Annotated in this window: 19 protein-coding genes; 12 read left to right on the top strand and 7 right to left on the bottom strand. The window is 39.9% G+C overall.

Annotated features, from left to right (window positions below):
- Positions 1-306 precede the first annotated feature (306 nt).
- From INP51_RS07830 to INP51_RS07820, 3 genes are read left to right on the top strand one after another with little or no spacing between them, the layout of a single operon-like run.
- On the top strand, positions 307-987 hold the full coding sequence (locus tag INP51_RS07830; RefSeq protein ID WP_193737128.1) for a response regulator transcription factor: 681 nt from the start codon (positions 307-309) through the stop codon (positions 985-987).
- On the top strand, positions 984-2,447 hold the full coding sequence (locus tag INP51_RS07825) for a sensor histidine kinase (protein WP_193737127.1): 1,464 nt from the start codon (positions 984-986) through the stop codon (positions 2,445-2,447). The genes INP51_RS07830 and INP51_RS07825 overlap by 4 nt, the downstream gene beginning before the upstream one ends.
- Before the next feature lie 50 nt (positions 2,448-2,497).
- Positions 2,498-3,052 carry a TetR/AcrR family transcriptional regulator C-terminal domain-containing protein gene (locus INP51_RS07820; RefSeq protein WP_193737126.1) on the top strand — a complete coding sequence of 185 codons (555 nt, stop codon included), beginning with the start codon at positions 2,498-2,500 and terminating at the stop codon, positions 3,050-3,052.
- A 10-nt stretch (positions 3,053-3,062) separates the two neighbouring features.
- Here the strand turns inward: INP51_RS07820 and INP51_RS07815 are convergent, their stop codons facing one another.
- Positions 3,063-4,133: a hypothetical protein gene (locus INP51_RS07815; protein WP_193737125.1), complete on the bottom strand. Its 1,071-nt coding sequence runs from the start codon at positions 4,131-4,133 to the stop codon at positions 3,063-3,065.
- A gap of 168 nt (positions 4,134-4,301) precedes the next feature.
- Between INP51_RS07815 and INP51_RS07810 the strand changes: the two genes are divergently transcribed.
- The 4 genes from INP51_RS07810 to INP51_RS07795 all read left to right on the top strand — a co-directional run bounded on the left by INP51_RS07810 (position 4,302) and on the right by INP51_RS07795 (position 8,674).
- Positions 4,302-5,720 carry a radical SAM protein gene (locus INP51_RS07810; RefSeq protein WP_193737124.1) on the top strand — a complete coding sequence of 473 codons (1,419 nt, stop codon included), beginning with the start codon at positions 4,302-4,304 and terminating at the stop codon, positions 5,718-5,720.
- Between the two features lie 118 nt (positions 5,721-5,838).
- Positions 5,839-6,153 carry a 30S ribosomal protein S6 gene (gene rpsF / locus INP51_RS07805; protein WP_193737123.1) on the top strand — a complete coding sequence of 105 codons (315 nt, stop codon included), beginning with the start codon at positions 5,839-5,841 and terminating at the stop codon, positions 6,151-6,153.
- 56 nt (positions 6,154-6,209) lie between these two features.
- Positions 6,210-6,443 (top strand): 30S ribosomal protein S18, encoded by a 234-nt coding sequence (gene rpsR / locus INP51_RS07800; RefSeq protein ID WP_193737122.1) that lies wholly within the window; start codon positions 6,210-6,212, stop codon positions 6,441-6,443.
- Positions 6,444-6,607: 164 nt separating this feature from the next.
- Positions 6,608-8,674, top strand: coding sequence for a KUP/HAK/KT family potassium transporter (locus INP51_RS07795; RefSeq protein WP_193737121.1), 2,067 nt, complete (start codon positions 6,608-6,610; stop codon positions 8,672-8,674).
- Here the strand turns inward: INP51_RS07795 and pdaA are convergent.
- From pdaA to INP51_RS07770, 5 genes are all read right to left on the bottom strand, one after another.
- The gene (pdaA, locus tag INP51_RS07790; RefSeq protein WP_408610548.1) at positions 8,638-9,477 is read right to left on the bottom strand and encodes a delta-lactam-biosynthetic de-N-acetylase; all 840 of its coding nucleotides are present in this window, start codon (positions 9,475-9,477) and stop codon (positions 8,638-8,640) included. The genes INP51_RS07795 and pdaA overlap by 37 nt on opposite strands.
- Positions 9,478-9,596: 119 nt before the next feature.
- A complete protein-coding gene (locus INP51_RS07785; RefSeq protein ID WP_193737297.1) occupies positions 9,597-11,459 on the bottom strand; it encodes an extracellular solute-binding protein in 1,863 nt (620 codons plus the stop codon).
- Positions 11,453-12,274 (bottom strand): ABC transporter permease, encoded by an 822-nt coding sequence (locus INP51_RS07780; RefSeq protein WP_230406915.1) that lies wholly within the window; start codon positions 12,272-12,274, stop codon positions 11,453-11,455. Before INP51_RS07780 ends, INP51_RS07785 begins: the two co-directional genes overlap by 7 nt.
- Positions 12,264-13,337, bottom strand: coding sequence for a spermidine/putrescine ABC transporter ATP-binding protein (gene potA / locus INP51_RS07775; protein ID WP_193737119.1), 1,074 nt, complete (start codon positions 13,335-13,337; stop codon positions 12,264-12,266). The genes INP51_RS07780 and potA overlap by 11 nt, the downstream gene beginning before the upstream one ends.
- A 39-nt stretch (positions 13,338-13,376) precedes the next feature.
- The gene (locus tag INP51_RS07770) at positions 13,377-13,916 is read right to left on the bottom strand and encodes a helix-turn-helix domain-containing protein (RefSeq protein ID WP_193737118.1); all 540 of its coding nucleotides are present in this window, start codon (positions 13,914-13,916) and stop codon (positions 13,377-13,379) included.
- A 180-nt stretch (positions 13,917-14,096) separates the two neighbouring features.
- On the opposite strand from INP51_RS07770, the gene INP51_RS07765 reads away from it, so the two are divergent.
- Positions 14,097-15,314, top strand: a complete 1,218-nt coding sequence (locus tag INP51_RS07765; RefSeq protein ID WP_193737117.1) for a D-alanyl-D-alanine carboxypeptidase family protein — start codon at positions 14,097-14,099, stop codon at positions 15,312-15,314.
- A 73-nt stretch (positions 15,315-15,387) separates the two neighbouring features.
- Here INP51_RS07765 and melA read toward each other — a convergent pair whose 3' ends face one another.
- Positions 15,388-16,707 (bottom strand): alpha-glucosidase/alpha-galactosidase, encoded by a 1,320-nt coding sequence (gene melA, locus INP51_RS07760; protein ID WP_193737116.1) that lies wholly within the window; start codon positions 16,705-16,707, stop codon positions 15,388-15,390.
- 122 nt (positions 16,708-16,829) lie between these two features.
- Between melA and INP51_RS07755 the strand changes: the two genes are divergently transcribed.
- The 4 genes from INP51_RS07755 to INP51_RS07740 all read left to right on the top strand — a co-directional run bounded on the left by INP51_RS07755 (position 16,830) and on the right by INP51_RS07740 (position 22,263).
- Complete coding sequence (locus INP51_RS07755) at positions 16,830-17,639, top strand: AraC family transcriptional regulator (RefSeq protein ID WP_193737115.1); 810 nt, start codon at positions 16,830-16,832, stop codon at positions 17,637-17,639.
- Between the two features lie 192 nt (positions 17,640-17,831).
- Positions 17,832-18,332, top strand: coding sequence for a MarR family winged helix-turn-helix transcriptional regulator (locus INP51_RS07750; RefSeq protein ID WP_193737114.1), 501 nt, complete (start codon positions 17,832-17,834; stop codon positions 18,330-18,332).
- Positions 18,329-20,434, top strand: coding sequence for an ABC transporter ATP-binding protein (locus tag INP51_RS07745; protein ID WP_193737113.1), 2,106 nt, complete (start codon positions 18,329-18,331; stop codon positions 20,432-20,434). The genes INP51_RS07750 and INP51_RS07745 overlap by 4 nt, the downstream gene beginning before the upstream one ends.
- On the top strand, positions 20,431-22,263 hold the full coding sequence (locus tag INP51_RS07740; protein WP_193737112.1) for an ABC transporter ATP-binding protein: 1,833 nt from the start codon (positions 20,431-20,433) through the stop codon (positions 22,261-22,263). Before INP51_RS07745 ends, INP51_RS07740 begins: the two co-directional genes overlap by 4 nt.
- Positions 22,264-22,336 lie beyond the last annotated feature (73 nt).

The following is a 22,336-nucleotide window of genomic DNA, read 5'->3' as shown; positions in this document are numbered from 1 at the left end:
TGATGATACTAGGGTCAAAAGGTCATGCGTTTCATGCTCGCATGAAAAAGCATGACCTTGGGACCCGAACAAACATGAGAAAGCAACCCGATTAGGGTGTGTTTTCGAATGTTTGTAGGATTACGTGAGCACAAAGTGCGGAGTAATCCGTGTATCATATGGGGTCAAATTACTTTTGACCCCAACATCATATGATGATACCAGGGTCAAAAGGTCCTGCGTTCACAATTCAGTCACAAGATTCAGATATAATGTGTCTTATTACTAGGATTGTGATGGTTAATTCTATAAGAGGAGCGGATATATATGGACAAATTGAGAATATTAGTCGTAGATGATGAAAGCCGTATGAGAAAACTTGTGAAAGATTTTCTGACCAAAAGTGGATATGATGTCTTAGAGGCAGGAGATGGTGAGGCAGCAGTCGATCTTTTCCTGCAGGAAAAAAATATTGCATTAATTATTCTCGATGTTATGATGCCGAAGATGGATGGTTGGCAGGCTTGCAGGGAGATTCGACAGTACTCAAAGGTTCCGATTATCATGCTTACTGCAAAAAGTGACGAACGAGATGAATTGCTGGGATTTCAGCTTGGAGTGGATGAATATATCTCGAAACCTTTCAGCCCCAAGATTCTTGTAGCACGCGTAGAAGCCATTCTAAGAAGAACAGGCCACAAGGGACTAGATGACAAACTAAAGGCAGGGGGAATTGTCATAGATAAAGCAGCCCATGAAGCAACCTTGGATGGAGTACCCATAGAACTTAGTTATAAAGAGTTTGAACTCCTTGTGTATTTCATTGAAAACAGGGGGATCGCGCTATCCAGAGAAAAGATATTAAACAATGTTTGGAATTACGATTATTTTGGCGATGCCAGAACAATTGATACACACGTAAAAAAACTCAGAAGTAAGATGGGAACAAAAGGAGATTATATCAAGACGATCTGGGGCATGGGATATAAATTTGAGGTAGATCAATGAAAAAGTCTATCAGGAAACGCCTGGCCGTTACTTTTATGGGTCTGATTGCTTTATCGGTATTGTTGACAGGAGTTGTCAGTTATGCTTTCCTTCCGCGGTACTACCTCTCTAAAAAAGCCGAGACTCTTGAACACAGCTGGGATCTGATTGATATTGATAAGGATGTCTCAATCGATTCCGGTATCCGCCTTTTGCAGTTTTGCATTAACAATAATCTTAATATGATCGGTACAGATTCCAACTTAAAAACTATATGGTCCTATGCAACCGATCAGGAAAAACAAAAGATGCAGGTGGATCTTTTTGGATACGTCGTCGTAGATGATTATAGAAATGTTGCGGATGTCATCAAAAAAACAGACAAATATCAGGTACAGCGTTTTCATGATGCCAATGTAAATCTCGATTATCTGGAACTTTGGGGAAAGATGGGAAACGGGGGTTATTATCTGGTCAGGACTCCCCTGCAAAGTATCCGGGATGCCTCAAATCTTTCCAATCAGTTCTATTTTTTCATCGGTTTTTTGATTCTAATTGCGGGAGGAGCTGCCATCTGGTATCTCACAAAAAGGATTGTAAAACCGATACAGGAATTGACAGGTATTTCCCAGAGGATGGCGGATCTTGACTTTGATGCAAAATACGCAAGTGGCGGTGAGGATGAGATTGGCGAACTCGGAAACAATTTTAATAAGATGTCAAAGACACTGGAGCGGACGATTACTGAACTGAAAACAGCAAATGTAGAGCTGCAGAGTGATATTGATAAAAAAACAGAGATAGACGAAATGCGAAAAGAGTTTTTGTCAAATGTGACGCATGAACTGAAGACGCCGATTGCCTTGATTCAAGGTTATGCGGAAGGCTTAAAGGACTGTGTCAATGATGATGATGAAAGCCGCGATTTTTACTGTGATGTAATTATCGATGAATCGCAAAAAATGAACCAAATGGTAAAAAAAATGCTGACCTTAAACCAATTGGAATTCGGAAATGAACAAGTGGAGATGGAAAGGTTTGATCTGGCGGATCTGATTCGCGGAGTTTTGCATTCTTCACATATTTTAATAGAGCAAAAAGAGGCTCATATTATTTTTGATCCAGACGGCCCCGTCATAGTTTGGGGGGATGAATTTAAAGTGGAAGAAGTGTTTACTAATTATCTGACAAATGCGCTGAATCACCTCAATGATGAAAAGACAATTGAGATTACATGTGAAAAAACAGATGATGTAGTAAAAACAACCGTGTTTAATACGGGTGATCCTATTCCAGATGAAGATATGGATAACATCTGGATTAAATTCTACAAGGTAGACAAGGCCAGAACCAGAGAATATGGAGGAAGTGGTATTGGCCTTTCAATTGTCAGGGCTATTATGGACTCTTTACATCAGAAATATGGTGCAATTAACTATGAAAATGGTGTGGCCTTCTGGTTTACACTGGAATCCGATTGACAAAAATCTCCTCACGAAGTATACTTTTTATCATGTGAGGAGGTTTTTATATGCCAGATTCTAATATAACGAAAAACGCACTGGCGTCTGCTTTGAAAGATCTTATGAAACGGAAACCTTTCTCAAAGATCAGCGTCAGAGATATCTGTGATGAGTGTGGTATGAACCGCAAAAGTTTTTATTATCACTTTAAGGACAAATATGATCTGGTAAATTGGATTTTTTACGTAGACTTTGTCAGTGAGATTACCGTTGGATCGTATGAAAACGGGTGGGAACTCCTTGTTGCATTATGCGATCTTTTTTATAAGGATAAAGAATTCTACCATGATGCACTCATGATAGAAGGTCAGAATTCATTTCGTGATTACTTTTATGAGACTTTACAGCCGCTGGTAAGTTTTTTTGTACAGGACATCTTCCACGATTCCAAGGAACAAGAATTCTTTACTATATTTATTGTCGAGGGATTTCTGGCGACGATGGTTCGCTGGCTGTCCGATGATCAGGATACAACGCCAAGAAAGTTCTTAAGTCAGATCAGGGACGTTATCATAGCGCTGGCAGCCAGCCTGAAAGATGATATGGAGCAGGAAGATGAATAAGGCCCGTGCCCTATTCATCCACCGGCATTGCAAGGGAAAGAAGATCTATCAGAGAGGGAAAATCTTTGATGTTGACCGATGAGGATGTCTTTGTTTTTAAACTGCCATCGGCCAAAATTTCAAATATACAGGGCCTGTCTGCAATAATTGTATTGATCTTTGCAAAATCCCCATAGAAATCTACCGGAATCAATGGATATATCTGCTCCAGACGGAAGTTGTAGACATGCTCTATTATTTTAGAACGTTCAGCGTCACTGCAGGTATCGTTTGATATCATGAGGAGAAAAGAAGCGTATTGATTTACAATCTGCTCTGTCATCTCGGGAAGCTGATCTATAATGTCTGAGTTATTGTAAAAAGTATAAAATCCAAACATTGATTTTGCAGCATGTAGCCTTTGGGCATTTTCTAAACTGTAGTTGCCGTCGAGGGGAAGACACAGCATCAGGTTATCACAGTCTTCCGTTTGTGAGACCGACTCACGGGACAAGTTCGAATCCGGCAGCTGCCAGATAAATGCACAGTCAGAATTATCTTCTATGAGATCTAATATTTCGTCAGAATGATGAAAATTGTTTTCCTGCCAGATGACAAAACAGTGAATACCCAGCTTTTTTCCCTGCTGAATGTACTCGGAAATTTGATTTATCATAATTCCATCATCGATATCCGGATTAAAGTGGAAAATTAAGATCCAGGGAATTTCACATCTTTGTCTGGAAATTTGCTTTCTGATTTTTTTTGCGCCGCTTGTCCAGCCATTGTAGCCGACATTCAGGCCAAATGTCTTTAAGTTACTCCAACGAGTCCATTTTAACAGATGATCAATGACCTGATAATACGAACTGTTGTCATTGCGCAGTAACTCCTGAAATAAAGAAAAAAGCCATGACTGAAATCTTCCTGTGGAAAAACGTTTTCCAAGGTCAGCCAGTTTTCGGACACTGCGTTTTGGATCATCTGACATTTCGCGGAGTCCATGATCAATAGTTGTTCCTATAATGGAATAAGTTATATCTTGAGAGTTCATAATATTAACATCTCTTTCCTGTTTCTTTTTTGAGTTTGCTAATATCATAATAGATACACTTTTTTTTTAAAGGGACAGATGTGAAGAAGTGTCCAAAAATGTTACAATTAATGATAATGTCTAAAAATTTCTCATGAAATTTTATTTGTCCAGAGACAGGAGCGATTAATTTATATATAATCGAATATAAATGAACGAAGGAGGAATAAGTGTAATATGGCTGATGGATTCAAAAACGCAGCGACTAGAGCAGCTTTTTCTGCAGCGATTGATGGCGTACTAAGATACGTGAATAAAGATGAAGAGGACAGAGAGAAGGCTTTTAATAAGCTGATTGATTTAGCACAAAAGTTTTTAGGCGATACCTTCCAGAGTAAAGTTTTTGACAGTGCAAGGGAATTGGTGAAAGATCCTGACAGTAAATGGATGCGCTTTATTAATTGTGCACTTAACGAACTTGATCCGCATGTAATAAAGATGAATGCACTGAATCTCGGTTATCAGGCCGGATTCTATGGCTTTAAAAAGACACAGGCTCTCAAAGAAGAATTGGGCTGTAATGTACCGTGGATTATTCTGATGGATCCTACAAGTGCCTGTAACCTGCATTGTACCGGATGCTGGGCGGCTGAGTACGGCAACAGACTAAACTTAAGTTACGAAGATCTGGATTCTATTGTGACGCAGGGCAAAGAACTAGGCATCTATTTTTACATGATGACTGGTGGCGAACCACTCGTGAGAAAAGATGATATCATTAAACTTTGCAAAAAGCATAAAGACTGTGCATTCCATGCGTTTACAAATGGAACGTTAATTGATGAGAAATTTTGTAAAGAGGCAGCTGCCGCAGGCAACATAACTTTCTCCCTAAGTCTGGAAGGATTTGAAGAAGTCAATGACGGCAGGCGAGGAAATGGTATCTTTGACAAAGTTATGGATGCCATGGATCTTATGAAGGCACATGGCCTGCTGTTTGGAACCTCTATCTGTTATACGAGTGCGAACTACAAGACAGTCACTTCAGATGAATTCCTGAAGATGATTATCTCAAAGGGTGTTCGTTTTACATGGTATTTCCATTATATGCCGGTTGGAAATGATGCGTCTGTTGACCTCCTCCCAACTAAGGAACAAAGAGAATATATGTATCACAGGATCAGAGAACTCAGGACTAATGAATGTGATCTGCCTATTTTTGCCATGGATTTCCAAAACGATGGCGAGTATGTCGGAGGGTGTATTGCCGGCGGAAGATTCTACGCTCATATCAACCCGAATGGGGATGTTGAGCCTTGCGTATTTATTCATTATTCCAGTGCGAATATCCATGATATGTCACTGCTTGACTGTTTCAAACAGCCTCTGTTTATGGAATATAAGAAGAATCAGCCGTTTAATGAAAATCATCTGAGACCTTGTCCAATGCTTGAAAACCCCGAAAAGCTCACTGAAATGGTGGAAAAGACGGGAGCTCACTCTACGGATCTGCAGTCCCCGGAAACGGCAGAGCATCTGTGTGATAAATGTGAAGCCTATGCCAACTGCTGGAAAGATGAGGCAGATGAACTTTGGAAGAATTCTGAAGATCAGAGAAAAAAGAGAAAATCGAGCGATGTATTGTTTGGTAAATAAATTTTCTCTTTACAAGTATGCTTGTATATGTTAAAATTAGAACTCGTGGAAATCTATTCCACGAGTTCCTTGTTTCCTGGAAAACAGGAGGCCAAAAGTCCAAAAGGAGGTAATGAGCATGAACAAGTACGAGTTAGCATTAGTTGTAAATGCTAAAATTGATGACGAGGAAAGAGCAGCAGTCGTTGAAAAAGCGAAAAGCTATATCACTCGCTTCAATGGAACAGTCACCGATGTTGAAGAATGGGGCAAGAAAAAACTTGCTTACGAGATTTCACATATGCGTGAGGGCTTCTACTATTTCATTCAATTTGAAGCAGATTCTGACTGTCCGATACAAGTTGAAGACAATATCCGTATCATGGACAATGTATTGAGATATCTTGTTGTCAGAAAAGAAGACAAAAAACAGCCTGAAAAAGAAGAGGCATAAGTTTTTTAAACAATCGAATGCATAGGATTGAATGAAGTCAGAAGGAGGAAAGAAAGATGGCTTATAACAGAGGCGAAAGACGCGGACGCAGAAGAAAAGTATGTGTATTTTGCGGAAAAGATAATGTAATTGATTATAAAGATGCGAACAAATTAAGCAGATATGTATCTGAGAGGGGCAAGATCCTTCCCAGAAGAGTTACAGGAAACTGTGCAAAGCATCAAAGAGAGATTACATCTGCAGTTAAAAGAGCTCGTCACATGGCAATCATGCCATATGTCAATGATTAAGTAAGAATTAAAAAGTCGTTGCAGCTATCTGCAGGGGCTTTTTTATTTGCACAAAAATCTAGCAATTGACAATACAATTCCTTTGTGCTAAGATTCCATTATTGTCATTATAAATGACGAAATACATCTTAATTTACAACGTTGATAAGGAAGGGAAAAGAAAAATGTCTGATATAGAAAGTCAGAGTAAAAACGGCCAGATACCAATCGGTATGGGAGCCGTTTTAGTTGCCATAGGTGTAGTATACGGTGATATTGGTACATCACCGATGTATGTTATGAAGTCGATTATTTCTGAGAATGGGGGATTAAGCGAAGTCAGTGAGCCCCTGATTTTAGGTTCGCTGTCTCTGGTAATCTGGACTTTGACGCTTCTGACGACGGTCAAATATGTGCTGATCGCAATGAAGGCTGACAATCATGGTGAGGGTGGAATTTTCGCACTTTTCAGTTTGGTAAAAAAATATGGAAAGTGGCTGATATTTCCGGCTATGATTGGCGGCGCTGCGTTGCTTGCAGATGGAATGTTAACACCTGCAGTGACAGTAACTACTGCAATCGAGGGATTAAGGACAATCCCCTTTTTTCAGGGACTTCTTGGTGATAACCAGAATAAGATTATTGTCATTACCTTGGTGATTATCGGTGTCTTGTTTTTAATCCAAAGAGCAGGGACATCGTCAATCGGAAAAGCTTTTGGTCCGATTATGACAATTTGGTTTGCTTTTCTTGCAGTTGCCGGATTTTTTCGTATTGTAGAAATGCCGGGTATTATCAAAGCTCTGAATCCGATCTGGGCACTCAGAATTTTAGTGAGTCCTGACAACAAGATGGGATTTATGATTCTGGGAAGTGTTTTTCTTGCGACAACCGGTGCAGAGGCCTTATATTCAGACATGGGACATGTAGGAAAAGGCAATATTTATATCAGTTGGCCATTCGTAAAGATCTGTCTGATTGTGAATTATCTGGGGCAGGGAGCATGGCTGATCCAAAATAAAAACCTGAGCGCCCTGGACAGAATAAAAGATATGAATCCATTTTTCGAGATGTTGCCTGACAGTATCCGTCCGGTCGGTGTTATCCTGGGAACGGTGGCTGCAATCATTGCTTCACAGGCTCTGATCACGGGATCATTTACCCTGGTATCTGAGGCGAGCAGACTGAATCTTATGCCTCATATGCAGATCCATTACCCCACTATGATAAAGGGACAGATCTACATCCCCCTTGTAAATACGATTCTATGGATTGCATGCTCCTCCATTGTATTGTTTTTCAGAACAAGTGCCAATATGGAGGCTGCCTATGGACTTTCCATCACATTGACGATGCTGATGACTACAGTACTGTTGTCCATATATCTGTTTAAAGAAAAGGGGAAAAAGATTTTCGGAATTATCTTTCTTGCATTCTTTGGCTTGTTGGAGGGTTCTTTCTTTGTATCGAGTCTGAGCAAATTTGCGAGAGGTGGTTATGTCGCTTTGTTTATGGCGTTTGTTCTTTTCGCAATTATGCTTGTCTGGGACAGAGGAACAAAGATCGAGAATTCACAGGCTGTATATCTCGATATTCGACATTATGTTGATCAGCTTAGAATGCTTCGTGAAGATGACAGTATTCCCTATCAGACGGATAATCTTGTTTATGTTACGAAAGATTCAAAGATGAAAGAACTTGACCGGGATATTTTATATTCGATTCTGGATAGACGCCCAAAGAGAGCAAAAGCGTACTGGTTTATCAACATTCAGGTAACCGATAAACCTTACACAAGAGAGTATGCAGTTGAGAGTTTTGGGACTGATTTTATCTTCAAGATTCAGCTTCGACTCGGATTTAAAGTTGGACAGAGGGTGAATGTATATCTGCGCCAGATTGTAGAGGATCTGATAGCAAGCGGGGAACTTCCCTCGCAGGAGAGCAATTATTCAGTGTACGAGTCCAATGATGTCGGAAACTTTCAATTTTGCCTGATACGTAAAATGCTGGTGCCTGAAAGCGACATCTCTCCATCCGGACGGGCGACCGTGGCATTAAAGTATGCCATAAGGCGTGTTGCGGGTACGCCCGCCAGATGGTATGGACTTGAAAATTCCTCCCTGATATTTGAGTATGTACCACTGTTTATCAAGATGAAAACGCATCGCCCGCTTGACCGGGTTGGAAAAAAAGAAATTGAAAAACATACGGATCAGACTGACGTTGCTTCGTTAGACCCTCCAATTTGATCGATAGTCTTGAAGGTATAACCCATCTCTTCCCACTTTGTCAGCAGTTCATCAAGAATTGCTGCATTTGTACTGGAGGTGCTATGCAAAAGAACCACGGCACCAGGATGGATCCTTCCCAGTAATTTTTTAAAGGCTTCTTCCTTTGTAGGCTGGTTATCCTGATACCAGTCTACATAGGCAAGACTCCAGAAAAATGTCTTATATCCCAAATCTTTTGCCATTTGAAGATTTGATTCATTATATTTTCCCTGCGGAGGCCGGTAGTATTTGTTCATGGGCTTGCCGGTTATCTCTTCATATTTTTTTTCTACATCTGTAAGTTCTTTAGAAAAGGCTTCCTTCGTTGACATTGCAGACATATCCGGATGATGCCAGGTGTGATTGCCAACAATATGACCTTCCTCAACCATTCGTTTTATCAGTTCCGGATTAGAGTCTATAAAGGTTCCTACAACAAAAAATGAGGCCTTTACATTATGCTTTTTCAGCGCGTCAAGAATCGGTGCTGTATTTCCATTCTCATATCCACAGTCAAATGTCAGATATATTACCTTGTCATCTGTGTCCTCGGCATAGTAAGCATTATAGTCCTTCAATTCATCAATTGTGGCATTTCCTGTCGGCGTTTTCCCCTCTTCCGGAAAGCCAAGTCCCCAGTTTCCATCGGAAGCGGGAAGAACAGCCGACGTTTCCTTTGAATGAACAACACGTGCTGTCAGCTGCCCGACAAAAAAAGAAGCGATTAAAAGAATTGCTACAAGCGGCAGCTTTTTCAATAATTCGGTAAAATCGTTTTCCAGCTTATCTGAATTCAATCTTTCTACCACACCTTTCCTGAGTCTGATCTTATGACCCCTGGTATCACCTTATGATTATTGTGACAAAATCAGAACTTCGAGGGGTAAAAGAGATGAATCAATCAGGATGATTTTACTTCCCTCCAGAGTTTTGCATATAGTTCTTCTGTTTTGCGGCCAAGATATCGATAGGTCTCACTGTTCTTAAGATCACTGTCTTTTGGAAACAGGATTGGATTGTCTCTTATATCTGAATCTTCTATAAGTTCTCTGGCAGCCGTATTTGGTGTGGCGTAAGTGATGTATTCAAAGTTTTTAAGCGCAACATCAGGTCTGCATAGATAATTCAGGAATTCCTGAGCATTCTTTTTATGTTTTGCATTTTTTGGAATTACCCAGGAATCAATCCAGACATTACTGCCTTCTTTTGGAAGGACAAAATCAAGGTCTGGATTTTCCCTCTGCATGTATAGAAATTCACCTGAGAAGGTGACACCAAGTGCCGCTTCGCCGCCAATCATCTTATCTCGGATCTGATCCACACTGTAAGACTGAACAAGAGGCTTCTCACTTTCAAGTAGTTTTTCCGCCCTTTCAAGTTGTTTGGGATCCGAGGAGTTGACCGAATGTCCGGCAAGCTTTAAGGCGACAGTGAACGCATCTCTGACGGAGTCCTGCATTAGAATATTGTTTTTATACTCAGGATCCCAGAGAATATTCCAGCTGTTTACTGGACTTTTCACCATGGATTTGTTATAGATGATCCCGAGAGTTCCCCAGCAATAAGGAAGAGAATATTCATTATAAGGGTCAAATTCTCTTGATTTTTCAAAGTAGGTACGACCGATGTTAGAAGCATTCGGTATTTTACTCCAATCAATTTTGTCCAGCAAATCGTTTTGGATCATCTTGTCGATCATATAATCCGAGGGACATACCAGGTCATATGCGACAGCACCAGATTGTATTTTTGGATACATAATTTCGTTTGTCTCAAATTCCTCGTAGACCACATGAATTCCGGTTTCTTTTTCAAAATTTTTTGGAACATCAGGATCAATATATTCACCCCAGTTATATACAACAATCTGATCTTTAGTTGAGATACCGCCTGTTCCATGATAATATATGCCGCCTCCTGCGATCAGAACGATGATTGCAGCCGGAAGAACTCTTTTACAGATTACTCTGATTACAGAATACTGCTTTACCCTTTTTTCCTTCTCTGCGGGATTCTGGTTAATCAGGATAAGAAGAAAAAAGACTGTTACAAACAGAAGTGTGGATAATGCATACATCTCAGGTTTGATGCCTTTTCGTACTTCGGAGTATATTTTCGTTGATAAGGTATCAATCCCCGGCCCCTTTGTAAAATAAGTGATTACAAAATCGTCCAGTGACATCGTGAAGGCAAGAAGGAATCCGGACAACACACCAGGCATAATATCAGGAAAAACAACTTTAAAAAAAGACTGCAGAGGGGATGCGCCCAGATCCAATGCCGCTTCATAGGTACTTTTCGGATACTGTTTGATTTTGGGCATCACACTCAAAATCACATAGGGAATGTCGAATGTGATATGCGACATCAGAATCGTTGAAAAGCCCAAATTCATCCTGACCAGGATAAAAAGAAGCATCAGAGATATCCCCATTACAATTTCGCCGTTCAACATTGGAATATTCGTTATAGCTGAAAAAACACTCTGGATCTTTTTCTTCATGCTTCCGATTCCGATGGCCGCCATCGTTCCCAGAATAGTTGAAATAATCGCTGCCAAAAGAGCTATAATTAGTGTGTTATACAGAGCCTGCATGATATCTGTATTTGAAAAAAGTGCAGTATACCACTTCAGACTGAATCCGCCCCAACGAGAACGCGTCTTTGAGGCGTTAAAGGAGAGGACAATCATAGTTAGAATGGGAGCGTACATAAAGATAAGAATCAACGCCATGTAAATTCTGTTTATATATTTTTTCAAAATAAAGTGCCCTCCCCATCCTTATCATATTTGTTCAAAAAGAACATACTGGCAAAGATAAATATCATCAGTATTGCCGAAAGCGCAGATCCCGCGTTCCAGTTACTTGTCTGTTTAAATTCCTGTTCAATGACATTTCCTATCAGAAGGTATTTGCTTCCGCCAAGCAAATCAGAGATGACGAATGTTGTCATAGATGGAATAAAAACCATCGTAATTCCGCTCACAATTCCGGGAATAGAAAGTGGAACCATAATTTTTTTGTATACCAGCAAGGTGTCTGCACCCAGGTCCTGTGCGGCCTCAACGATACTGGGATCCATCTTGAGCAGCACATTGTAGATCGGAAGCACCATAAATGGCAGAAAGTTATAGACCATGCCAAGTATAATGGCAAACGGTGTATTGATCAGATTCAGACGGTGAAGATGAAAAAAAGCAAGGATTCCATTGATTACACCGTTTCTCTCCAAGAGCGTCTGCCATGCAAGTGTGCGCAGCAGAAAATTCATCCACATGGGAAGAATGAAAACTAGCACAATAAAGCTGCTTTGATTCACTTCCTTTTTCGATAAAATTACGGCAAGCGGATAGGCCAGCAACAGACAAATCACTGTACTGATCAGAGATAACAGCAGCGCCAGTACCAATGATTTTATATTCTCGGGTGAAAATGCCATCGCAAAGTTACTCATCGTAAATTTTGAAGTTTCAGGTGAAACAAATGCATAATATAAGATTATGATCAGTGGTATCACGATAAATCCGGCAGCCCAGATACCATAAGGAGCAGCCAGCCATTTTCTCTTATTCTTCAATCTGTACGGCCTCCTCATCTTCGGATTCCGGCTTGTTCATGATCTGAATGTCAAAAGGGTCTACCGTAATTCCCACTTCCCTGCCCACAGGAACCATGTCAGTGCTGTGTACAATCCACTCAAACCCATTTGCATTGACCTCCATCTCATAATGTACCCCTTTAAAAATCAAGTTAGTGACACGGCCCCTCAAGGTTCCCCTCTCTGGTGTAACCAGATCAATGTCCTCCGGGCGAATTACCACGTCTACAGGTTTATGGCTGCCGAATCCTTCATCGACACATTGAAATTTTGCCCCAAAAATCTCTACTACATGATCTTTTAGCATGATTCCGTCAATGATATTGCTGTCTCCGATAAAATCAGCGACAAACGCATTTTCCGGTTCGTTGTAGATGTGCTCGGGTGTGCCAATTTGCTGGATATATCCCTGGTTCATAACGACGATGGTGTCAGACATCGTGAGGGCCTCTTCCTGATCATGAGTCACATAGATAAAAGTGATTCCAAGCTCATTTTTCAGGCGAATCAGTTCATACTGCATATCCTGACGCAGTTTTAAGTCTAAAGCGCCAAGGGGTTCATCCAAAAGCAGTACTTTCGGTTCGTTTACAATGGCACGAGCTATGGCAATTCTTTGCTGTTGACCGCCGGAAAGGAGAGCAGGAGAGCGGTTTTCATAACCTTCCAGATTGACCAACTTCAGGGCATATCGGATTTTATCGTCAATATAAGCTTTTGATTTTCCCTTTATCTTTAGTCCGAATGCGATGTTTTCCGCAACTGTCATGTGGGGAAACAGTGCGTACTTTTGAAATACTGTATTAAGTGCACGTTTATTTGGCGGAACATCTGTAATATCTCTTCCTTCAAACAGCACAGATCCATGGTCGGGTTTTTCAAATCCACCAATAATTCGAAGTGTTGTGGTTTTTCCGCATCCGGAAGGACCCAATAAAGTTAAGAATTCATTTTCTCTGATATATAAATTCATATCATCCAATATTTTTTGATCATCATATGACTTGCTAATATGGCTTAGATCAAGTAATTTTTGTTTCATGGCATTTCTCCTTAACAAGTTAGTGAAATTATATTCCCTCTAAAAGCTTGGGGGCGTACTTACCCAGATGACAATGGCATCTGATTTTCCCGGATTCGAAAGATAATGAGTCGCAGAAGGGGTATAATAAAAACTCTCCCCCTTTTTTGCTTTCAAAATTCTGTTTCCGACATGGATTAAGATTCTTCCACTGACTACATATCCGAATTCTTCACCCTCATGAGGATTGTCAGGATAAGTGCTGCCCTTGCTCTTCATGGTAAGTCGAATTGGCTCCATTATATTTTTCTGGGCATTCGGGATAATCCACTCGATTTTGTTTTGAAGTTCATCTTCATCTTTTTCGAAGTAATCCTCTTGATGAAAGACGATCTGTTCTTCTGGTGCGTCGTTAAAGAAATCCTTAAGGTCAGTTCCCAGGCACTGGAGAATATCGACCAATGTCGCTATGGAAGGTGAGGTGACATCATTCTCCAATTGTGAGATGAATCCCTTGGAAAGCTCGCACCTGTCGGCCAACTCTTCCTGTGTAAGCTGTTTTTGTGTTCGCAAAGAACGAATTTTACTGCCAATTTCCATATCAATTCCCCTTCCGAATTATAGTATGTATAAACTGATTGTTTAGTAAATCTATACCGCAGTATTTGTATTATAAAGTCGTCTGCTGATTTTGTCAAGACTGTTTTTAACCCTGGCATTGTCATGATATAAAAGGGTTTTGCATACGTTGTTTAATAAATGTAAAATAGGACAAAAAAGATGATTAAGAAACGGATTGTAATGTTTATTTCCCTGATTGTCTTTTCTCTTACTCAGATCACTACGGTAGCTGGGGCAGAGATTACAGACGACGAATTGTTTGCAAAATCTGCCTGCCTTATGGATGGGGAGTCCGGGAGGATTCTATATCAAAAACACGCAGATGATGCAATGCCTATGGCAAGCACCACGAAAATCATGACCGGAATCATAGCTCTGGAATATGGTGATACCTCATGGGAGGTGACAGCTTCAAAAGAAGCAGTAAAAGCTCCTCAGGTTCATCTCGGAGTGAATGAGGGACAGACCTTTTTACTTGGGGATTTATTATATGGCCTTCTGCTGGAGTCCTATAATGACACAGCGATTATGATTGCAGAAAGGGTTGGAAAATCAGTTGAGGGTTTTGCAGATATGATGAATACAAAAGCCAGGGAAATTGGTTGTAAAGATACACATTTTGTATCTCCGAACGGTCTGGATGCGTCGGACGAAGGGGGAGTTCATCATACCACCGCCCATGATCTGGCATTAATTATGAGATATTGTGTTTCAGTCTCTCCCAAAAAAGAGGAGTTTATTAAGATTACTCAAACTCCGTCTTATAGTTTCTGGGATCAGCAGCATCAGGTATTCTATAATTGTAATAATCACAATGCATTTCTGAACATGATGGAAGGTGCTTTAAGTGGAAAAACTGGTTTTACTGCAAAAGCAGGATACTGTTACATAGGGGCTTTAAATAAAGACGGGAAACTGTTGATCGTAAGTCTCCTGGCTTGTGGCTGGCCGAATAATAAGAGTTATAAATGGTCTGATACCAGAAAGCTTATGAACTATGGTCTGGAAAACTATGAATATCAAGATATCTATCAGGATGGGCTTTTATCGGTTCCGATTCCTGTGATTAACGGACAGTATGACGGGGGGCTTGGCAGCAAAAAATGTCAGGTTATGCCTGTCTATAAGGATGGGAAAGAAATAAAAGAGCGAAAACAAATGTTGCTTGGGACGGATGAGCAGGCAGAAGTAAAAGTTCATCTTCCAAAAAGGTTAGAAGCACCGTTGAAAGCGAAAACAAAGATAGGTGACGTGTCATATTTTCTAAATGGAGATAAGATTATGGAATATCCGGTATATCTGGATAAATCCGTAAAAAAAATAGATCTTTCATGGTGTTTGGATCGTGTGTTTTCCATGTTTATAGATCGGGAATAAAAAGGCAAAACAAAAGAGGGATCCTGATCAAAAGATCCCCCTTTTTGAAAAAGGAACTTAACGATTAAAAAGTTTATTGATAATCAGTCATATATTCGCCGTGAGCTGCGATTAGTTCATCACACATCTTTTTAATGTCCTTGATGGAAAGTTCGCCCCCAGTGTGTGGATCCATCATGGCAGCCTGATAGATATGTTGTCTGTCTTTTGTAACAGCTGCTTCGATGGTCAGCAGCTGTGTGTTGATATTTGACATGTTCATCGCCGCCAGCTGCACAGGTAGTTTTCCGATGTGACAGGGAGTGATTCCTTTTTGATCGACAAGACATGGAACCTCCACACAGGCATCAGCGGGAAGATTGTCAATTAGTCCGGTATTCACAACATTTCCCCCAATCGCATAGGGTTTGCCTGTGACTACAGCCTCCATGATGTAAGAAGCATACTCTTTGGAGCGTTCATGAGTTATTTTGCCGTCTGCAAGGATATTTTCTTTTTCTTTCTTCCAATTTGCGATCTGATCAATACATCTTCTCGGATATTCATCGAGAGGAATATTGTAGTCATCAATCAATTCGGGATATTTACTTTTTATGAAGAATGGATTATATTCCGCATTGTGTTCGCTGGATTCGGTACAATAATATCCGAGGGTATTTATGTACTCAAAGCGAACCATATCATGATGTTTCTCTTCGGCATTCTTTTTTGCGGCTCTCTCTTTGATTGTCGGATAAAGGTCATTTCCATCCTTATCGTGTATCTTAAGGAGCCAGGCCATATGATTAATCCCGGCAATCAGCTCCTTTCTGCCCTCCAGTTTGTCTTCCAAACCGAGGCTTTTCAGCAGTGTTTCGGAGCATACTTGAACACTGTGGCAAAGACCTACAGTCTTGATCTTGGTATAGCGGTTCATATAACCGGTCAGTATTGCCATCGGATTCGTATAATTCAAAAGTAAAGCATCCGGGCATACTTCTTCCATATCTCTTGCAAATTCGGCCATGACTGGTATTGTACGAAGGCCTCTCATGATGCCTCCGATTCCAAGTGTATCTGCAATTGTCTGTCTCAATCCGTATTTTTTCGGAATTTCAAAATCCGTGATTGTACATGGATCATATCCGCCGACCTGAATTGCATTTACGACAAATATAGCATCTTTCAGCGCCGCTTTTCGGTTCTTTACACCCAGATAGGTTCTGATCTGTGATCTGTTTTCGTTGATATTTTTATTTAACGCTTCTAATATAATTCTCGAATCCTCAAGTCTTTCAGCGTCAATGTCGTACAGTGCGATTTCACTGTCCTTTAAAGCATCGGTACACATACAGTCACCGATGACATTCCGAACAAAGACAGTACTGCCTGCACCTAAAAAAGTTATTTTCATGTGAAAACCTCCTTCATTGATATAGATCTTTTGCTGAATACATCTTATAATAAATGTAATAATATTTCTTTGCTTAATGTTTCGAAATAATTGTCATAATGTTGAATCAAAGGAGAAAAATCATGATTACTCATTCTTTAAATATCTACTTTTGCGGAAGAGAAGCCTGCAGCCCTGCACATTCTTTTGGCCCGGCTACCAGATCCCATTATCTTATGCATCTGATCTTGAAGGGGGAAGGCAGTTTCCATGTAGCAGACCATACTTATCATCTGAAGGCCAATGATGCATTCCTGATAAAGCCTGATGAATCTACTTATTACATCGCAAACAGTAAAAACCCATGGGAATACAGCTGGGTGGCTTTTGGAGGAAATGATGCAGGAGCAATTTTAAAATCCTGTGGTCTGATGGAGGAAGATCCTGTTTTTTATGGTTCAAAAATGCTCTTAAATCAACGTAAAAGCCAAAACGTGCATCTCCTTTTTGAAAGTATGATGAGTCTGCAGGACAATTACGATAATCCAAATGGAAGTTCATTCTTATCACTGGCGTATCTCTATCAGATTTTTGGATACATCCAGATGTGTATTGGGCAGAAAAAAGAGGGTTACATGGGCGATTATCTGCAGATGGCCTGTGAATATATTGAGCAGAATTACAGTTATCAGATAAAGGTGCAGGATGTTGCCAGAGCTGTAGGTATTGACAGGACATATCTTTATAAGTTGTTTCAGGGGAATCTTCGGATTTCACCACAGGAATATATAATCCGATACAGAACCAAAACAGCCGAGAACATGCTGCTTCATACCAATCTTTCAGTGACAGAGATTGCCTATTCCTGTGGTTTTCATGACAGCGCCTCTTTTTGTAAAACTTTTAAAAGACACACTGGTTTTACACCGGTAAATTATAGAAAACGTCGATAAAAACATAACATGGAAACTTTGGGAATGGTTTTTACGATGACACAATCAACAAATTAATAGTTATACGTCTAATAATTTTTTGCGTATAAACACCTATATAGAATCAAAAAAAGTATTTATCTCTTGATTTCTCTCTAAAAATGGCCTAATATAGTTAGGTGACTAATGACTTAACTTATGTGGAGGTGAAAGATGACAAAAAAACAGGAGACAGGGACGAATGATTTTCCCTTCATACAAAATTCACTGATGAAAATTATGCATCGTGAGTTTTCGATTAATTTTTTGCAGATAAAGAAATATGGAATCCATCCGAGACAGATTCCAATTCTTATGCTCGTCTCAAAAAATGATGGCTTAAGTCAGATTGAAATCTCAAAAAGGTTGAAAATCAAGCCTTCCACTGTGGCTGTTTCAATACAGCGTCTGGAAAAGTGTAACCTAATTGTCAGAAAACCAGATAAGAAAGACCAGCGAGTCCAGAGGGTTTATAAGACAGAAGAGCTTATTCAGATAGCCCAGAGTGTCTATGATTTGTCTAACAGGAATGAGAAACTTATGTTAGAGGGCTTCTCTGACACAGAAGTCTGCCTGCTGAAACGGTTTTTAAAACAGATTTACCAAAATCTGGAGAACTTATCGATTTCAGAAAATGAAATTTTAAAAGAGAAAAGAGGAGAAGTCAGACAATGACAAGGATTTTTTCATACTTAAAGAAGAGTGGCTGGTATATTCTTGCAATTGTTGTACTGCTGTTTATACAGGCATTTACGGATTTGTCTTTACCATCCTATACATCTAAGATTATAGATGTAGGAATTCAACAGAAAGGTATTGAGGATGCTGTACCGGATAAAATTAGAAAAGAGTCTCTGGATGCTTTGATGATTTTTATGTCTAAAACAGATAAAAAACAGATTAGCAGTGCATATAGCCTGAATGGGGATACGTATAACCTGAATAAAATTGATAAACATACAAGAGAAAAAATTAATATTGTGCTTGGTGAAGCCATGCTGATGATGGAAGGCGTGCAAAAAGAGGGAATAGATCCATCTGTACTTCCCGAAGAACAAAAGGAAGTGATGATTTCCGAGGCAAAAGAGGTTGTAGAAACAATGCCCGAGAGTATTGTAACACAGGCAGGAACCGGATATCTATATAAAGAATATCAGGCACAGGGAAGGGATATGGATCAGATACAGAATCGTTATGTTCTGCATTCGGGCCTTCTGATGCTGGGTCTGGCAGTAATATCGATGCTGGCAGCCATTATGGTTACTTTTATATCGACCCATGTGGCAGCCGGATTGAGCAGAGATTTGCGCAGTGACGTATATCGGAAGGTTCTTTCGTTCTCCAGTCATGAAATGAATAGATTCTCTACAGCATCTCTGATCACAAGAAGTACTAATGACGTTCAACAGGTACAGATGTTTATGACTATGTTTTTCCGAATTGTGTTGTATGCACCAATTATCGGAGTTGGCGGACTGATCAAGGTATTGAGTACTCAGGCATCTATGACATGGATTTTGGCACTGGGCATTGGATTGATTCTAATTGCCATGTTGACCTTGCTTGCAGTTGCTTTACCAAAATTCAAAAAACTTCAGGATCTGATTGATAAAGTGAATATGACTATGCGTGAAATACTCACAGGTGTGCCAGTAATCAGAGCATTTTCTACACAAAAACATGAGGAAAAAAGATTCGATAAGGCCAATCGTGATCTTACAAAAACAAATCTTTTTGTTAATCGTTGTATGACATTTATGATGCCAGTACTCACTGTGATTATGAATTCACTTACAGTATTGATTGTTTACATCGGAGCTCATGGAATCGACCGGGGAAATCTGCAAGTTGGTGATATGATGGCGTTTATACAGTATTCTATGCAGATTATCATGGCGTTTTTAATGATTTCTACTGTGTCTATAATTCTGCCAAGAGCCAACGTTTCGGCTAACCGAATTAATGAAGTGCTGAATACGGAACCGGTAGTTATGAATCCACAAAATCCCGAATTGCCAGACCAGACGCATAAAGGTGAAATACAATTCGACCATGTTTCCTTTACTTATCCGGGTGCTGAAGAAGACGTACTGAGTAATATTAATTTCACTGCAAAGAAAGGTGAAACTGTTGCATTTATTGGAAGTACAGGATCCGGAAAGAGCACACTGGTAAACTTGATTCCCAGATTTTATGATGTAACGCAGGGAAAGATATTCGTAGATGGAGTTGACATCAGATCCATGGACCTAAAAACATTAAGGGATCGCATTGGTTATGTCCCGCAAAAAGGAGTATTGTTTTCAGGGAATATTGCATCTAATCTGCGCTACGGAAAAAAAGATGCCACAACAGAGGAATTAGAAATAGCTGCTGACGTGGCACAGGCATCGGAATTTATTAAGAATAAACAGGAGGGTATAGATGCTCATATTTCCCAGGGTGGGACGAATGTCTCCGGAGGTCAAAAACAAAGACTTTCTATTGCCCGTGCTGTCGTAAAAAAGCCGGAAATATATATTTTTGATGATAGTTTTTCAGCTTTAGATTATAAGACAGATTCTGAGCTTAGAAAAGCACTGAAATCGTATACTTCTGATGCAACGACACTGATTGTGGCACAGCGTATCAGTACAATTATGCATGCAGATCAGATTATCGTACTTAATCAGGGAAAAATTGCGGGAATGGGCACACATGAGGAACTGTTGAAAACATGTACTGTATATCAGCAGATTGCATCATCCCAGTTTTCAAAGGAGGAGCTTGATTCATGACAGAAGGAAATAACAGAATTGGTCGGAGACCACAGGGAGCCCGCACTGGTGAGAAGGCTCATGACTTTAAGACCGCTGTAAAACGAATTATAAAATATATTTCGAAATATAAGATGCGTTTATTTCTGGTGATGATTTGTGCTGTTATCGGAACCATCTTTTCAATTGCAGGACCCAAAATCATGGGAAAGGCAACAACAGAACTGTTTAACGGATTAGTCAAAAAAGTTCAGGGGACAGGATCTATAAATTTTGATAAAATTATAAAAATATTATTATCCACTCTTGGGCTGTATCTTGTAAGTGCATTTTTTTCTCTGATACAAGGAGTCATCATGACTGGAATTGCAAATGATGTCAGTTTTTCACTGCGCCGTGATATTTCTGTGAAAATCAATAAGATGCCTCTTAAATATTTTGAAAGCAGAACTTATGGGGATGTCTTGTCTCGAGTAACGAATGATGTTGATACGCTGCAGCAGGGCTTGAGTCAAAGCGTTGTACAGCTAATAACCGCAATTACAACAATGATTGGTGTATTTGTTATGATGTTGTCTATTAATATCTGGATGACTCTTTGTGCTTTGATTATAATCCCCATAGCCGGAACAATTGTCGGAACGGTCATGAAGCATTCTCAAAAATACTTCCGACGCCAACAAGTGTATTTAGGAGAGGTTAATGGACAAGTGGAGGAAATTTATGCAGGGCAAAATGTTGTAAAAGCATTTAACAAAGAAGACGATGTGATAGCTGAATTTACCAAGACAAATGATCAGCTATATGACTCAGCATGGAAATCTCAGTTCTTTTCGGGTATTATGATGCCTGTTATGGGGTTTGTTGGAAATATCGGATACGTTATGGTTGCATTACTTGGTGGATTTCTTGTGATAAAGAACTCCATTGAAGTCGGTGATATTCAATCTTTTTTTCAGTACATCAGAAACTTTACACAGCCGATTCAGCAGATTGCACAGGTCACAAATCTCCTTCAATCTTCTGCTGCTGCCGGCGAGCGGGTATTTGAATTTCTAGATGAGGAGGAAGAAATTTCGGATGTGGTGAATCCTGTTTCGACATCTAATCTTACAGGAAATATTTCCTTTGATCATGTGGCATTTGGATATCAGCCCGATCAAATGGTTATTCATGATTTTTCGGCAATTGTAAAACCTGGTCAGAAGATTGCTATTGTGGGCCCGACAGGAGCCGGAAAGACAACCATGGTGAAATTGTTGATGAGATTTTATGATGTGAATAAAGGAGCTATCAGAATCGAGGGGCATGACATTAAAGATTTCAGAAGAGAGGATCTTAGAAAAATGTTTGGTATGGTGCTGCAGGACACATGGCTCTTTTCCGGCAGTATTATGGAGAATATACGTTACGGCCGTCTTTCGGCGACAGATGCAGAAGTAATCGAGGCGGCAAAAGCTGCGCATGCTTACCAGTTTATCATGCAGCAGCCAGAGGGATTTTCTACAATGATTAATGAGGAATCGAACAACATTTCTCAGGGACAGAAACAACTAATTACAATTGCAAGAGCGATTCTGGCTGATAATGATATATTGATTCTCGACGAGGCAACTTCTTCGGTAGATACAAGAACAGAAATACTAATCCAGAAAGCAATGGATCATCTGATGGAAGGGCGGACCAGCTTTATTATTGCACATAGGCTTTCCACTATTCGAAATGCTGACGTCATTCTAGTGATGAAAGACGGTGACATCGTAGAGCAGGGAAATCATGATGAGTTGCTTGCAAAAAATGGTTTTTATGCAAAACTTTACAATAGTCAGTTTGAAAAAGTAACTGCTTAATAGTAATTTACAGACATACTAATCGTAAGAAGTGGCACCATTTGCAGCAATAATCGATGATTTATCTTCACGA

The organism is Blautia liquoris, from assembly GCF_015159595.1.
Classification (GTDB): Bacteria; Bacillota; Clostridia; order Lachnospirales; family Lachnospiraceae; genus Novisyntrophococcus; species Novisyntrophococcus liquoris.
The sequence above is the reverse complement of the archived record's forward strand: the minus strand, read 5'-3'. Positions and strand labels throughout refer to the sequence as shown.

What these genes read in the sequence shown, in the direction of transcription:
- INP51_RS07830 (WP_193737128.1), top strand. Translation starts at nt 307, where the DNA reads ATGGACAAATTGAGAATATTAGTCGTAGATGATGAAAGCCGTATGAGA.
- INP51_RS07825 (WP_193737127.1), top strand. Translation starts at nt 984, where the DNA reads ATGAAAAAGTCTATCAGGAAACGCCTGGCCGTTACTTTTATGGGTCTG.
- INP51_RS07820 (WP_193737126.1), top strand. Translation starts at nt 2,498, where the DNA reads ATGCCAGATTCTAATATAACGAAAAACGCACTGGCGTCTGCTTTGAAA.
- INP51_RS07815 (WP_193737125.1), bottom strand. Translation starts at nt 4,133, where the DNA reads ATGATATTAGCAAACTCAAAAAAGAAACAGGAAAGAGATGTTAATATT.
- INP51_RS07810 (WP_193737124.1), top strand. Translation starts at nt 4,302, where the DNA reads ATGGCTGATGGATTCAAAAACGCAGCGACTAGAGCAGCTTTTTCTGCA.
- rpsF (WP_193737123.1), top strand. Translation starts at nt 5,839, where the DNA reads ATGAACAAGTACGAGTTAGCATTAGTTGTAAATGCTAAAATTGATGAC.
- rpsR (WP_193737122.1), top strand. Translation starts at nt 6,210, where the DNA reads ATGGCTTATAACAGAGGCGAAAGACGCGGACGCAGAAGAAAAGTATGT.
- INP51_RS07795 (WP_193737121.1), top strand. Translation starts at nt 6,608, where the DNA reads ATGTCTGATATAGAAAGTCAGAGTAAAAACGGCCAGATACCAATCGGT.
- potA (WP_193737119.1), bottom strand. Translation starts at nt 13,337, where the DNA reads ATGAAACAAAAATTACTTGATCTAAGCCATATTAGCAAGTCATATGAT.
- INP51_RS07770 (WP_193737118.1), bottom strand. Translation starts at nt 13,916, where the DNA reads ATGGAAATTGGCAGTAAAATTCGTTCTTTGCGAACACAAAAACAGCTT.
- INP51_RS07765 (WP_193737117.1), top strand. Translation starts at nt 14,097, where the DNA reads ATGATTAAGAAACGGATTGTAATGTTTATTTCCCTGATTGTCTTTTCT.
- melA (WP_193737116.1), bottom strand. Translation starts at nt 16,707, where the DNA reads ATGAAAATAACTTTTTTAGGTGCAGGCAGTACTGTCTTTGTTCGGAAT.
- INP51_RS07755 (WP_193737115.1), top strand. Translation starts at nt 16,830, where the DNA reads ATGATTACTCATTCTTTAAATATCTACTTTTGCGGAAGAGAAGCCTGC.
- INP51_RS07750 (WP_193737114.1), top strand. Translation starts at nt 17,832, where the DNA reads ATGACAAAAAAACAGGAGACAGGGACGAATGATTTTCCCTTCATACAA.
- INP51_RS07745 (WP_193737113.1), top strand. Translation starts at nt 18,329, where the DNA reads ATGACAAGGATTTTTTCATACTTAAAGAAGAGTGGCTGGTATATTCTT.
- INP51_RS07740 (WP_193737112.1), top strand. Translation starts at nt 20,431, where the DNA reads ATGACAGAAGGAAATAACAGAATTGGTCGGAGACCACAGGGAGCCCGC.